This is a genomic window from Acinetobacter sp. WC-323, from assembly GCF_000314615.1.
In the GTDB taxonomy this organism is placed as follows: domain Bacteria; phylum Pseudomonadota; class Gammaproteobacteria; order Pseudomonadales; family Moraxellaceae; genus Acinetobacter; species Acinetobacter courvalinii.
This window is the reverse complement of record NZ_AMZS01000026.1, coordinates 1-13726: the sequence shown is the minus strand read 5'-3', so window position 1 is coordinate 13726 and position 13726 is coordinate 1. Positions and strand designations below refer to the sequence as shown.

Sequence of the window (13726 nt, the reverse complement as noted above, 5' to 3'; positions counted from 1 at the left end):
GGAATGTGGCGAAAGGTGTACTGCGACAACAATTGTGTTGGTATGTTTAAATTAATCAACTTTTCTTAAATGAATATTAATTTTTTAACTCCACACACCGAGATTGATGTGACTGACTAAAAAATACGCTAAGGCAATCAATCAGACAGCTTATAGATCAAGCACCAATTTCTTGCCTTTGGCACGTGATACACAGATCATCATCGATTGCTGTGAGGCTTTTTCATCATCACTCAGATATTGGTCAAAATGCTCTGCCTCACCTTCTAGGATCGTGGTTTCACACGTCCCACACACCCCTTCACGGCATAAACACTCCACATCAATATTCAGCAATTCAATCGCTTGTAAAATGGTTTGATTGCCTTGAACTTCGACTTGCTGATTGGATTTGGCCAACACCACCGTAAATGCTTCCCCCTCTTCAGGTACAGTTGAAGCAAATTGTTCCCAGTGAATATATTCATCGCGGTAACGATGGTAATTACACCGATCAATCACAGCATCAATCATTGGCTTAGGTCCACATACATAGACATGCGTGCCTTTGGGTTGAGACCCAATCAGTTGATCCAGATCAAGACATTTTCCATCTGAGTCCACATAGCTAAAGATATGTTCGCCATGTTTTTGTTTTAACTCTTCCAACAGTGCTGCATGCTCTGGTGAACGATAGGCATAATGCAACTCATAGTCGGCACCGCGTGCAGCCAGTTCATCCATTTGCGGTACAAATGGCGTAATCCCGATCCCACCCGCAATCAGAATATGTTTCTCTCCATCTGCCGCCAATGGAAACAAATTTTTCGGTTCAGAGATCAGAATCTCGCAGCCTTCATTACACTGATCATGCATAAAGACTGAACCGCCCTTACCTTCGACATCCTTGCGTACACAGACTTGATAAGTCGACAGATCTTGAGCACAGCTCATCAATGAATAAGCATTGGACAACTGGTCATTCATTTTCACAATGATATGACTGCCGCCATTAAACTGAGGGAAATTTTGTCCATCCTGACGTTTAAATGTGAACCGTTTAATCAATGGAGTCAGTTGCTCTACACAAGTGACCACTGAAGGGAACATTTCATAATGACTCGCCATGTCTAAATCCTCTTTACCGCCTGCTGCTCATCCCAGCATTTTCTATTTTTAAATGCAAATGGCCTGTTGGACCGATTATTCAGCGTATCCCAACAGGCTGTATTGCTATAATCCTAAACACATATACTTAATGGTCATGAATTCTTCTAAACCGTATTTAGAACCTTCACGCCCCACTCCTGACTGTTTGACACCACCAAATGGCACCACTTCATTGGAAATGGCGGTTGAGTTCATCCCGACCATGCCATATTCCAGCTGTTCAGCCACACGCCAGATCCGTGAAATATTTTCGCTATAGACATACGCAGCCAAACCAAAAATCGTATCGTTGGCTTGCGCGACCACATCGGCTTCGTCTGTAAAGCGAATTAAAGGCGCTACTGGACCAAAAATTTCTTCCTGAACAATCTCCATGTCACGCGAAACATCGGTTAACACCGTTGGTTCAAAGAAAGTCTGACCCAATGCATGCTGTTGACCACCGCACGCCACTTGTGCACCTTTTTCACAGGCATCATCAATCAACTGTTTGGCTTTCAGTACAGCCTTGCCATTGATTAACGGTCCGATCTGCACATTCGGCTCCAAACCATTGCCGATTTTGAATTTCTGTACTTCTTGTACAAATTTCTCGGTAAAGGCCTGATAAACCTGGTCATGGACATAGATTCGATTGGCACAGACACAGGTTTGCCCAGCATTACGGAACTTGGCAAAGATTGCACCTTGTACCGCTTTATCCAGATCGGCATCATCAAACACGATCAGGGGTGCATTGCCACCGAGTTCCAGCGCCAACTTTTTGATGGTGCCTGAACATTGCTGCATCAATAAACGGCCGACTGGTGTAGAACCGGTAAAGGTCAGTTTTTTGACTTTTTCATGGCTAGTAAAGACCAAACCAATCTCTTGCGATTTGCCTGTCACCACATTAATGACACCCGCTGGTATACCCGCCATCTCTGCCAGCTTGGCAATTGCCAGTGCACAATACGGCGTTTCATTGGCAGGTTTAATCACGATGCTACAGCCCGCTGCCAAAGCAGGCGCAGCTTTACGGGTAATCATGGCTATCGGGAAATTCCACGGCGTAATTGCTGCCACTACACCGACAGGCTCTTTGGTGACAATAAAACGTTGCTGACTATTGGTGGTTGGAATCACATCGCCATAAACACGCTTGCCTTCTTCGGCAAACCATTGAATAAATGAAGCGGCATATTTCACTTCACCCAAGGCTTCGGCTAAAGGCTTACCCTGCTCAATGGTCATGATCCGTGCCAGCTCATCTGCGTGGTTCAAAACCAGTTGATACCAAGCCAGTAACAGATCTGCACGTTTTTGTGCCGTTAATCCTTTCCATTGCGCTAAAGCCTGATGCGCCACTTCTACCGCTTGCGTAGCCTCCGCTGCACCCATATTTGGAATCTGGCCAATTTCTTCACCCGTCGCAGGGTTAGTGACAGGAATGGTGGCATTAGATTGTGCACTCACCCATTGACCATTGATCAGTCCGTGTTGTTGAAATAACGGACTTCCTTGCAAAGTTGACATGTCATGTTCCTATCGATTGAAAGCAAGGTACGGTCTGCATCCCGTACCTTAAATGACTGAATAGCTGATACGCGATTATTTGTGATATTGCGCAACAAGATTCTGGAAATAGGCAATGCCATGCTCACTGATGCCTGAACGTTGCTTATCAGTCATAATCCGGCCCTGACCACGATAACCCCGTGATTTCAAGCCACGTTGCACGCTTTCAACCAGTTCAAGGTCTTCAGGGCGGAAGACATTGCGATACCATTCGATCAAATCTTTCTGATCTTGGGTCAACTCTTCATTGGTAAAGAAAATATCGTAGTGCTGCAAAGTGGTTTCCGCATCCATCGGGAATTCATAGATCACCGTCATGAAATTTGCACCGGGTGGCACGTTAAACATGGTGCATGGCCAGGTCCAGAAACCGCTAAAGGTCGGGTCTTTCACCGATGGGTCAAGCTTGAATGACTTTTCTGAAGAACGTGCATAACCATATTGCAGCGTCCAGTTCTGATGGGTGGTGTGCCAGTATTTATCCACCTGTACTGAATCGGCGAAACCCGGATGTGCTGGACCACAGTGATAACATTCCAAATAGTTATCCACGATCACTTTCCAGTTGGCAGGGGTTTCCGTTACGAAACGTGCCGCCAGTTTCAGGTCTTTAATCACTGCACAGGCTTCATTCAGTTTTTGTGCAAATTCAGGCAACTGATCTTCAACACAAGTGGCATTTTCATCCATATTGATAAAGACAAAACCGCCATATTCTTCCACTTTTAATGGCACCATGCTGGAGTTTTGCTTGTCAAAAGACTCGACATGATCACAGTTACGCGCCAGTGCCAAACTCCCATCTAGCTTAAAGGTCCATGCATGATACGGACAGGTAATCACATTTTTAGCTTTACCGCTACCGCTTAACAGCTCATGACCACGATGTGGGCAGACATTATAGAATGCACGCAGTACACTATCTTTGCCGCGAATCACGATGATGTTTTCACCAATGACCTTACGGGTAATATAGTCATTGTTCTGGGCAACTTCACTGCCATGTGCCACGCAAATCCAGCTTTTCGCAAAAATTTCTTCTTTTTCACGCTCAAACACCTGAGATGAGGTATAGAACACTTTGGGAAATGTCCATGCGACATCCGGGTTTGAACAGAAATCTTCTGGTAATTTTTCAACTGCATTCATGGTTTTACTCCATTAAACTGTTTTGTCCTAACGACCGTTTTATCAAAATTGGCTGGTGTTCAAATCACTTGAACATTTGCTTTAACGAACTCAGCATGTGCTGATATAAATCCTGTACCACAGGACAGTCCCGTACTAAACGTAAACTGCCATGCAGTAATCCTTTGCCGAGATAAAACTCGGCAGCAATATTGGCTTGTTTTAACTTGTCTACGAAAATACGTCCGTCGTCACTCAGTGGATCGTATTCAGCCACCGCAACAAAGCTACGTGGCATGTCAGAAAAATCCTGTGCGTTCAATGGCGCTAAACGTGTATCTTTCCAGTCGCTTGCATTCGGTGCATATTCCTTCAGGTAATAATGCATTTCCTCTAGCGTCAGTAACGGCGCATGTGCATGCTGCTGGCAAGACGCGGTATCAAAACTGCTGCCTAAACATGGGTAGATCAAGGCCAGACCACAAGCCTGATTCCCCGTATGCTGCAACTGAACCGCCAGTGCCGCGGCTAGATTACCGCCTGCACTGTCACCTGCTAATACAATCTGTGCTGGATTGATGTTCCAGTCTGCGCCATGGGTGCGCAGCCAGTGATAGACCGTTTCACAATCCTCATAAGCCGCAGGAAAATGATGTTCGGGTATCAAACGGTAATCTACGCTCAACACTGCAACATTCAGATCACGGCATAAATAGCGGGTGATAAATTCATGTGAATCCAGATTGCCCAGCATCCAGCCACCACCATGGATAAACAGGATACACGGCCAACCCTCCGCGGGTGCTTGGCCTAATGGTGAATACAACCGAACATTGACGGGATGAGTCGCATGCGCAACGGTTTTATCTTCAATATGGACTGACCCATCGCGTGGCAAGGTGTAATGCAGGCACATCGCATCATAGGCTGCACGTATTGAATCAATATCGTTATCCGCGGCTGAATAAATACTGCTCCAGTAGACTAGGCTTTGCATTTCTTCGCTTAACTCATAGCGCGTGTTCGGTTGCTGTGTCATGACAATTCCTTTTGACTGCTTTTATGGGCCAGTGCGGTTGCCGCAATATCAATCTGCATCTGTTGATTTGGGTCAGTATGCTCAAGCGCGTCCAGATCACTAAAGCTGCTCTGTTCAATCAAATGTGATGGCACTTTGGAATAATCCTCAATCAACCATTTCACCAGGCCATAGGTCTGCACCAGAATAATCACAATAAACGGCAAGGCAGTCACAATGGTCGCAGTTTTCATGGTGTCTAACGGCGCCTTCGAGAAAATCATCGCAATTGGCACTAGAGTTAACATCACACACCAGAATAAACGCGCATTTGGAGACGGGTCCTGCCCTTCACGCAAACCGCGAGTACAGGTTGCAGAGACGGCATAACCCACTGCATCCATATGTGCTGCAAGAAAAATCACCATAATGCCAAGGAATAACCACATCATTAGCTTGCCTGCTGGCAGTAAACCGAGCAGTTGACCGATCGCCACTTCACCGCCTTGCTGACTCAAGATTTGCGGGACATTGACCATACCGTGAATGAAGCTATAGACACTGTAGTTCTCAAATACACCGAAGATGAACCATAAACCAACGCTACCACCGATGACCATGGCAAGAATCACTTCTTTAATGGTGCGTCCTTTAGATACACGGGTCACAAACAACGCCACGCCCGGTGCGTAAGAAATCCACCATAACCAGTAGAACACGGTCCATTCACGGGTGAATTTCCCATCGCCCATCGGGTCGGTAAACAGGCTCATATCGACAAAGTTGGTTGCCATGAGGCCGAAGCTCATCAATGAGTTGTTCATAATGAACTGGGTTGGCCCAAAGCACAGCACATAGATTGCAAACAGCACCACGCCCAAACACACCATATGACTCAAGCGCTGCATGCCTTTATCCATACCGACATAAGAGCTGAGTGCGAATAACACCGATACCGCTAAAATGATGATCACTTTGGTCATAAAGGTATTCGGGATACCCGTGAGTTGCGACAGAATGTTGGTAAAGGTGACCGCAGTCAAAACCAGTGAAATGGTCAAGGCACCAAACATACACAGCAAGAACATCAGGTCGACCACACGTCCAACCGGGCCCGTTGCTTTAAAGCCTGTGACCGCTTCTACCATTGACGCCAGACTCAAGCCTTTGTTCTTTCTGACATGATAGCTGTAGCACAGTGAAATTGATGCCAAAGCATAAATCGACCATGCACTCAAACCGGAGTGAAAGAAGGAATAGGCCACGCTGTATTTTAGCGCTGCTGCCGATTCAGGGGCTAAATTCAATCCCGGGGTCTGGTAATAATAGGCCCAGTCCAGAAAGCCCCAGTACAAGGTGGATGACCCAATCCCCGACAAAATGAACATGAAAATCCATGACATGGTGCTGTATTGGGGCTTGCCTTCACCAAGCTTGATTTTGCCGTATTTACTAAAGGCCAAACCGAAGGTAAAAATAATTGATAAAAAAGCAAATAACAGGACTGGCGTGGTAAACACCGACGTGGTCCACTGCATCCATTTTGCAGCCAGTTGTATTGATTCAGATGAGTAGATTGCCAAACCAGCCACTGATGTAAATACAACGGCCAGACTGGTGATCGCAAGCGTCTTATCTGTATAAGGTTTTGTAATTTGATTATCCATATCTATTCAATCCATCTCGGATAGTGACTATTCCCTGAGGGGTACTTACTCCATCGCGAATAAATCCATTTTTTGCTGAGTTACACAGGATGCAATCGCATCACCCACCTCATAGGTCTTGGCAGTTCCACCGACATCAGGCGTTTTCGGACCATGCACCAACACATGCTCAATCGCCTGCATGATTTCCTGTCCTGCCTGAATGACCTGCTCATCTCCATCTGCCAAGAAATCCAGCATCATGGCACCCGACCAGATCGCTGCAATTGGGTTGGCAATTTGCTGACCGTAAATATCTGGCGCTGAACCATGTACAGGCTCAAACAATGACGGGAACTTACGTTCAGGATTCAGGTTGGCCGAAGCCGCCAAACCAATCGTGCCGGTACATGCAGGGCCTAAATCCGATAAGATGTCACCAAATAAATTCGATGCCACCACCACATCAAAACGCTCAGGCTGTAGAACAAAACGTGCTGCTAAAATATCAACATGCTGTTTATCTGCCTTGATCTGTGGGTAGTTTTTTGCCATTTCATCGACACGTTCATCCCAGTACGGCATGCTCACCGCAATCCCGTTAGATTTGGTTGCAGCCGTGATTTTTTTAGCCTCACGCTGATCCGCAAATTCAAAGGCATATTTCAAAATGCGATCGACACCATGACGGGTAAATACCGCTTCTTGCAACACAAACTCGCGATCAGTCCCTTCAAAAGCTTTACCACCAATCGCTGAATATTCACCCTCACTGTTTTCACGCACCACATAAAAATCGATATCGCCCGGTTGTTTGCCAGCCAGTGGACATTTCACCCCAGGCATTAACCGAACAGGGCGTAAGTTCACATACTGATCAAAACGACGACGGAACTGCAGCAATGATCCCCACAGTGAAATGTGATCTGGCACCTTTTCAGGCCAACCCACCGCACCAAAGAAAATTGCATCATATTGCTGTAAGACTTCAAACCAGTTATCCGGCATCATTTTGCCGTGTTCAAGGTAATAATCGCAGCTGGCCCAATCGAAGCTATCCATTTGAACTTGAATGCCATATTTGTCTGCTGCTGCCTTTACAACCTTGATGCCTTCTGGTAGAACTTCTAAACCAATCCCATCACCCGCAATCGTGGCAACTTTATACTTTTTTGCCATAACGCTCCCTTACACCTTTGGTTAATATCCTTAGCTGTAAACATGCTGTTTTCAGCAGCAATGATCAATAATAAAACTATCACCCCAATGGACACGGATCGTGAATAATCTACCTAACCTATCGGATTTAAAGGTTTTTTGCACAGTCGCCAAACGCAAGAGTTTTGTCGATTCAGCTGAGGAGCTGGGTGCTTCACCTGCATTTATCAGTAAACGCATCAATATTTTAGAAACCAATCTGAACTGTAAACTGTTCCATCGCAGTACCCGTCATGTCAGTTTGACCGAAGATGGCAAACTGATTCTGGATCGGGTCTCCAATATTCTGGATGAATTTGATGAAATCAGTGAGCTGGTGAATAACCCCTTAAGCACGCCCACAGGTCATCTCGACATTGTCAGCAGTTTTGGTTTTGGCCGTAAACATGTTGCGCCCATCTTGTCTAAATTGATGACCATGTACCCCAAACTGGAAATTCAGTTTGATACTATCGACAACACCAAAGACCTGATTCAACACAGCATTGATCTGGATATTCGCATTGGCAACGATATTGCCCCGAATATGATTGCCAAAAAACTGGTGTCAAATTTCCGAATTTTCTGCGCTGCACCCAGCTATTTACTGCAACAAGGAATGCCTGAAAGTCTGGAAGATTTACGCAACCATGATTGCCTCACCATCAGTGAACGTGACCAATCCTCAGTATTATGGAAATTGCGTCATCCTTCGGAAGATCGGTCGGTACATGTCACACCGCGCTTCATTTCCAATAATGGCGAGATTATTCACCAGTTGGCGATTGAGGGACATGGCATTATCTTACGTTCGATTTGGGATGTGGCAGATGAATTGATTAGTGGTCAGTTACAGCATATCTTGCCGGAGTATTGGCAAGATGCTGATGTATGGGCGGTCTATCCTTCACGTTTAAAAAGCTCATCTAAACTACAGACCTGTATTCTGTTTATTCAAAATGAACTGATCAACCGTTTACAGCATATCCAGAACCTAAGCCGTGGTCAGCTGATCCAGCCGATTGAGCCGATCAATCCAAATACAGAGAAAGTATTTCTATAATCACGCTAAGCTGCCTGCTTTCTTTTTTCAGCAACATCATGCACATTAGCAAGATCATGAATTAACAGGCAGCTTATGAGCACGGCAATATTTGGCCTTATTTTACTTGCAGCGACATGTCATGCCACATGGAATGCCATTGTAAAAGCGGGTACAAATAAATTTTTAACTACCGTATTGGTCACTGCATCCGCAGCAGTTTTAGCCGCACTACTGCTGCCCTTTTTCCCGATTCCGCATCGCGAGAGCTGGCCTTATATTCTGGCTTCAACCGCAATACAGATTCTGTATTTTGGCATGGTGGCAAAAATCTATCGTGTTGCCGATATGGGGCTGACTTATCCCTTAATGCGTGGCACAGCACCGCTGATTGTTGCCGTTTTAGGCACCTTGTTGCTGCACGAACAACTACAATTCAATGCATGGCTAGGCATCATTACCATTTCCGTCGGCATTTTATCGATGATTTTGGCTGCGCCCAAAACGGGACGCAAAGGTATCGGTCTGGCTTTACTCAACGCTGTCTTGATTGCGGGTTATACCTTACTGGATGGTCATGGCGTTCGACTTGCGGGATCAGCCATTGCCTATATCTTATGGAGTTTCGTACTCTCAGGACTGATCTTTTTTATCTTTGCTCTAAAAATGCAATATCGGCAAATGGGTGAGTATTTCCGACATAATTGGCATTTAGGTTTAATCGGTGGCATTGGTTCTTTTTTCTCTTATGGTTTGGCACTGTGGGCAATGACGCTTGCACCCGTTGCGATTGTTGCAGCACTAAGAGAAACCTCGATTTTATTTGCCACGCTGATCTCAATCTTTATTCTAAAAGAGCGCATCAATGCAGTACGGATTATCTCCTCATGCATCATTTTAATCGGGGCACTGATCTTAAGAACCGCCTAAACAAAAAAGCCAGTCTATCGTAAACAGACTGGCCCATTTTCAACGCCGAATTTAGAAGTAATAACCTAGCGATAAATAGAACAATTTATTCCATTGATTGCTGTCACCTTGCGCCAATCCATCTGCGCCACTGCCCGTCATTGGGTCATTGCGACTCCAGATATATTCACCCTGTATACCGACTTTTTTATAGTTAAAATATAGACCTGCGATTAAGCGATCCGAATCTTGATAGCCTGATTCATCTTTATAAAAACGGCTATACGAGACATAAGGTTTAATATTTTCTAACTGATGAAAAGGCTTGGCAAACGTATAGTTAATTTCATTGGCCATATATTTACCTTTGTTGGCCACTTGATAAGGATAGTCAAATGCGCCAATGGTCGAACTTTTTGGCAAAAGATCGTCTGCATTTTTAATGTCCTGCTCTCCTGCCAAAAACAACCATTGCCATGCCTGATAATTGGTGGTGCTAAAAATGCTCCATGTACTACGATGCCCGTCTTTATTGGTACGATTGTTTTCTAATTCCGAATACCAATAAGAGCCACCAATTTCCGTGGAGAAATTCTGAGATTGATCTAGTTCAAACTTTCGGGATAAGCGCGTCACCCACATGTTCTTTTCATCAATATCGGTGCCTTGAGTCAGATCGTCTGCCTGCACAAAGTTACCGCTATAACGACTGGAATCCTTGGATGTGCCTTTGTAATTACCACCATCGGTTGGATAAAAACCCAGAATGAAGTTGTACAGATTGTCCTTAAATTGGTACTTCACTCCAAGGTTTTGAATGTCTTCCAGTCCAACGGTATTCAGCAAAGTTTCATAATAGCTATTGCCCCACAGTCGTCCAAAACCGAAATCAACCGATTGAAAACCGACTGTCATTCGTTGCTGATCTGAAAACTTATAGCCTGCCCAAGCATCTTTTAAAAATAGTGCATCACATAAACGATCGTACTGGTAGCAACGCACATCCATTGATGCAATCCAGTCTGGGTTTTCATAACTCAAGACCGCTTTGATATCGGCCAATCGCCAGTCATCATTTTTGGAGCCTTCATTGGCTTGGACAATATAGTCTTTATGGATATAGCGGGTACGGATTGCGCCTGTCAGTTTTAGTTCACCCGCTTGCGTTTTCGGGTCACCGATACTGATATCGGCGGCCAAGACTGGCGTATTTGCAAAGATACCCATTGAACTCAAGAGAAGCAGAGCTTTTTTCATTGTTGTACGTCCTTGTTTAACCTCATATGAAAATGAAGAAATTCAGGCTGACAAACAACGCTTAAACTATAAAGTTGGTCTTTACGGAATGTGTTTAATGGGACAATATTAAGCTCAGACAAGTATGGAATATCCTTTCTAGATTGATAAACTCATCAATAATTGATTACAACCAAAAGAGCATAACTGAGCTTATAACTATCGTAGAACCAAAAAAAACAGATAACTTAATATGAAACCATAACTTTTTATGCTGCTCTACTACCCTCATAGCCGAGTTAAAATCCATTCCATAGAATAGTTTTCTTTTTTCAAAAAAGTTTTTTAAACTCTTCTCAGAAAATAAGAAAATTATATTAATAAAAGTAATACCTAAAATTACTGCTTCTATATTAGTCACATCCATTGGTTTGTTTTTATACAAACTACCGTAAAATATACTCTTTAAAGCTTCATTGCGATTCACATATCTTGCTGCTAATTGATGAAAAATAGCCCAAAGCACAACAGACAATAATAAATAAATCACCAACAAATCTTTAATTAGCATAGAAATACTCATAAAAGTTCAGTCCCATTATGTTAAAAATAAGCGACTATAAAGTTTAAAATAGTGTGAATTGTAAAAATAATTAAATTACACCTATTAATTATTGTTAAAACAAGGAACCAACATTAAAATAAGCTCATTTAAATTTCAATAACAGCTTAGATTTAAATGAAAAATATTTTAGCTCTCATATCACTTATCTTCCTGATTTCATGTGGTAATTCACAAAAAAACTCCACCTCAAACACAAACAATTCAGATGCAGAAAACGTGTATATCTATGACCAAGAAACCAATAAAAAGCTAAAACAAGCAGAAGATTTGATCAATAATAACCAATATAATAAAGCATTTCCGATTCTATTAGAGCTTGCTAAACAAGGAAATCCAGTTGCTCAGAATGATGTTGGTATTGGTTATCAGTATGGATTTAATGGAATAACTAATGAAAAGAAAGCAATTGAATGGTATACATTAGCAGCGAATCAAAAGTATGCACCAGCATTACACAATCTAGGTCTTTTAGAGTTTAATAAAGCCAAGAATGATAGTGACTATAAAAAAGCTTTAGACTTTTTCTTAAAAGCTGAAAAACAAAATCACTATGAATCAATATCCATAATTGGTATTTTTTATAAGAATGGTATTATCTATCCAAAAAATATAACTAAATCTATTGAAAAATTTAAAATCTCTGCTGAACATGGTAATGCCTCTGGTCAATTTAACTTAGCTCAAGCTTATTATTATGGTGAAGGTGTTCAACAAGATTTAAAAAAAGCTTTAGAATGGTATAAAAAGTCCTCTGAACAAAACTATGAGGCTGCATCAATCCAGTTAGCAAATTTATATGCAAATGGTAAAGGCACATCCAAGGATTTAGGGAAAGCTATCAACTTACTCAAACCAATAGCAGAGGATGGTAATACTACCGCACAATATAATCTTGCTATAGCCTATAGAGAGCAAAAAAATGAAAAGGAATTTTTACTCTGGAAAGGTAAGTATGAGCGTAATCCCAACAAAACTGAATAAAACGAGCCTGTAAATTATTTTGTGTAAGTTCCATTTTTTATAAATGATCTTTTAATCGATCATCGAACTGAATCGTAAACCAATTCATTGCTAAACGCCAATTTTGAATTGGCATCGTCCATTTCTTCGCAGCATTTGATGTTGCTAAGTAAATGACCTTCTTTACTGAGTCATCAGATGAAAAGATTTTCCTTTTCTTCGTTGAATGGCGTATTACGCTATTCAACGACTCAATCGCATTTGTTGTATAAATAGCATGACGTATTTCGGCTGGATAGCTAAAGATCGTTCGGATATTTTCCCAATTGGCCCGCCAGGATTCTCCAATTTTGGGATACTGGTGATTCCATTGATCACAGAAGATGTCTAGGGACTTTAAAGCATTTTCCTCTGTACTTGCCTGATAAATCGCTTTCAGACCCGACGTAACAGCCTTGTAGTCTTTCCAGCTTACAAATCTCAGGCTATTGCGTACAACATGCACAATACACAGTTGAATATCAGTATGAGGGTAAACAGAGGCTATCGCGTCAGGAAAGCCTTTTAATCCATCTACACAGGCAACAAGAATGTCCTGTACTCCTCGATTTTTTAGCTCTGTCATGACTGACAGCCAGAATTTGGCACCTTCTGTCTGAGCAATCCACATACCCAGTAATTCTTTTTGCCCATCCATATTGATGCCTAAAGCAAGGTATACGGACTTGTTAATCACATTGGAGTGCTGACGGACTTTGACAACAATACAGTCAAGATAGACAACAGGATAAAGGCTATCTAAGGCTCTATTTTGCCACTCAGTCACTTGCTCAATCACAGCATCGGTAACTTTGCTGATGAGAGATGCTGACACATCGGCATCGTACATTTCTTTGAAGAAGGCTACAATTTCCCTATTAGTCATTCCTTTTGCATACAGTGAGAGGATTTGGTCATCCATACTGGTGATGCGTGTTTGGTGCTTTTTGATAATTTGTGGCTCAAATGAACCTTCTCGATCACGGGGAATATCTAAAGCCAGTTGTCCATCTTGAGTTGTAATGGTTTTAGAACTAAACCCATTACGGCTATTTGAGCCTTTCTTGGGCTGATGCTTTTCATAACCGAGATGGTCTGAAAGTTCAGTATTGAGTGCAGTTTCAATCATGAATTTTTTAAAGACTGCTGTCATTTGGTTTAAGTCTTCTGGTGTTTTTAGACCTTTAGCCAATTCGGCAGCCATACTTTTGATTGTTGCT

The 13726-nt window shown here is 42.8% G+C and carries 12 protein-coding genes; 3 read left to right on the top strand and 9 right to left on the bottom strand.

Annotated features, from left to right (window positions below; genetic code table 11):
* Positions 1 to 150 precede the first annotated feature (150 nt).
* From cntB to ACINWC323_RS15230, 6 genes are all read right to left on the bottom strand, one after another.
* Complete coding sequence (cntB, locus tag ACINWC323_RS15205) at positions 151 to 1107, bottom strand: carnitine monooxygenase, reductase subunit CntB (RefSeq protein ID WP_009509186.1); 957 nt, start codon at positions 1105 to 1107, stop codon at positions 151 to 153.
* Positions 1108 to 1212: 105 nt separating this feature from the next.
* On the bottom strand, positions 1213 to 2664 hold the full coding sequence (locus ACINWC323_RS15210) for an NAD-dependent succinate-semialdehyde dehydrogenase (RefSeq protein ID WP_009509214.1): 1452 nt from the start codon (positions 2662 to 2664) through the stop codon (positions 1213 to 1215).
* A 75-nt stretch (positions 2665 to 2739) separates the two neighbouring features.
* Positions 2740 to 3855, bottom strand: coding sequence for a carnitine monooxygenase subunit alpha (gene cntA / locus ACINWC323_RS15215; RefSeq protein ID WP_005286894.1), 1116 nt, complete (start codon positions 3853 to 3855; stop codon positions 2740 to 2742).
* Positions 3856 to 3919: 64 nt separating this feature from the next.
* Positions 3920 to 4873, bottom strand: coding sequence for an alpha/beta hydrolase (locus tag ACINWC323_RS15220; RefSeq protein ID WP_009509212.1), 954 nt, complete (start codon positions 4871 to 4873; stop codon positions 3920 to 3922).
* On the bottom strand, positions 4870 to 6525 hold the full coding sequence (locus ACINWC323_RS15225) for a BCCT family transporter (protein WP_171062162.1): 1656 nt from the start codon (positions 6523 to 6525) through the stop codon (positions 4870 to 4872). Before ACINWC323_RS15225 ends, ACINWC323_RS15220 begins: the two co-directional genes overlap by 4 nt.
* A 39-nt stretch (positions 6526 to 6564) precedes the next feature.
* Positions 6565 to 7677, bottom strand: coding sequence for a tartrate dehydrogenase (locus ACINWC323_RS15230; RefSeq protein ID WP_009509266.1), 1113 nt, complete (start codon positions 7675 to 7677; stop codon positions 6565 to 6567).
* 100 nt (positions 7678 to 7777) lie between these two features.
* Here ACINWC323_RS15230 and ACINWC323_RS15235 point away from each other — a divergent pair, with 100 nt between their 5' ends.
* A complete protein-coding gene (locus tag ACINWC323_RS15235; RefSeq protein ID WP_009509203.1) occupies positions 7778 to 8758 on the top strand; it encodes a LysR family transcriptional regulator in 981 nt (326 codons plus the stop codon).
* Between the two features lie 75 nt (positions 8759 to 8833).
* Positions 8834 to 9667: a DMT family transporter gene (locus ACINWC323_RS15240; protein WP_009509221.1), complete on the top strand. Its 834-nt coding sequence runs from the start codon at positions 8834 to 8836 to the stop codon at positions 9665 to 9667.
* A 51-nt stretch (positions 9668 to 9718) separates the two neighbouring features.
* Here ACINWC323_RS15240 and ACINWC323_RS15245 read toward each other — a convergent pair whose 3' ends face one another.
* Both ACINWC323_RS15245 and ACINWC323_RS0118810 read right to left on the bottom strand, forming a co-directional pair.
* Positions 9719 to 10903, bottom strand: a complete 1185-nt coding sequence (locus ACINWC323_RS15245) for a hypothetical protein (protein WP_032881109.1) — start codon at positions 10901 to 10903, stop codon at positions 9719 to 9721.
* A gap of 166 nt (positions 10904 to 11069) precedes the next feature.
* Positions 11070 to 11465, bottom strand: a complete 396-nt coding sequence (locus ACINWC323_RS0118810) for a hypothetical protein (protein WP_249364854.1) — start codon at positions 11463 to 11465, stop codon at positions 11070 to 11072.
* Between the two features lie 156 nt (positions 11466 to 11621).
* Between ACINWC323_RS0118810 and ACINWC323_RS15250 the strand changes: the two genes are divergently transcribed.
* Positions 11622 to 12488, top strand: a complete 867-nt coding sequence (locus tag ACINWC323_RS15250; RefSeq protein WP_009509183.1) for a tetratricopeptide repeat protein — start codon at positions 11622 to 11624, stop codon at positions 12486 to 12488.
* Between the two features lie 37 nt (positions 12489 to 12525).
* Here the strand turns inward: ACINWC323_RS15250 and ACINWC323_RS15255 are convergent, their stop codons facing one another.
* Complete coding sequence (locus ACINWC323_RS15255; RefSeq protein ID WP_221408631.1) at positions 12526 to 13719, bottom strand: IS256-like element ISAba26 family transposase; 1194 nt, start codon at positions 13717 to 13719, stop codon at positions 12526 to 12528.
* Positions 13720 to 13726: the final 7 nt, after the last annotated feature.

Coding starts and splice junctions, on each gene's coding strand:
- ACINWC323_RS15210 (WP_009509214.1), bottom strand. CDS start 2,664: ATGTCAACTTTGCAAGGAAGTCCGTTATTTCAACAACACGGACTGATC.
- ACINWC323_RS15230 (WP_009509266.1), bottom strand. CDS start 7,677: ATGGCAAAAAAGTATAAAGTTGCCACGATTGCGGGTGATGGGATTGGT.
- ACINWC323_RS15240 (WP_009509221.1), top strand. CDS start 8,834: ATGAGCACGGCAATATTTGGCCTTATTTTACTTGCAGCGACATGTCAT.
- ACINWC323_RS15250 (WP_009509183.1), top strand. CDS start 11,622: ATGAAAAATATTTTAGCTCTCATATCACTTATCTTCCTGATTTCATGT.
- ACINWC323_RS0118810 (WP_249364854.1), bottom strand. CDS start 11,465: ATGAGTATTTCTATGCTAATTAAAGATTTGTTGGTGATTTATTTATTA.
- ACINWC323_RS15245 (WP_032881109.1), bottom strand. CDS start 10,903: ATGAAAAAAGCTCTGCTTCTCTTGAGTTCAATGGGTATCTTTGCAAAT.
- cntB (WP_009509186.1), bottom strand. CDS start 1,107: ATGGCGAGTCATTATGAAATGTTCCCTTCAGTGGTCACTTGTGTAGAG.
- ACINWC323_RS15220 (WP_009509212.1), bottom strand. CDS start 4,873: ATGACACAGCAACCGAACACGCGCTATGAGTTAAGCGAAGAAATGCAA.
- cntA (WP_005286894.1), bottom strand. CDS start 3,855: ATGAATGCAGTTGAAAAATTACCAGAAGATTTCTGTTCAAACCCGGAT.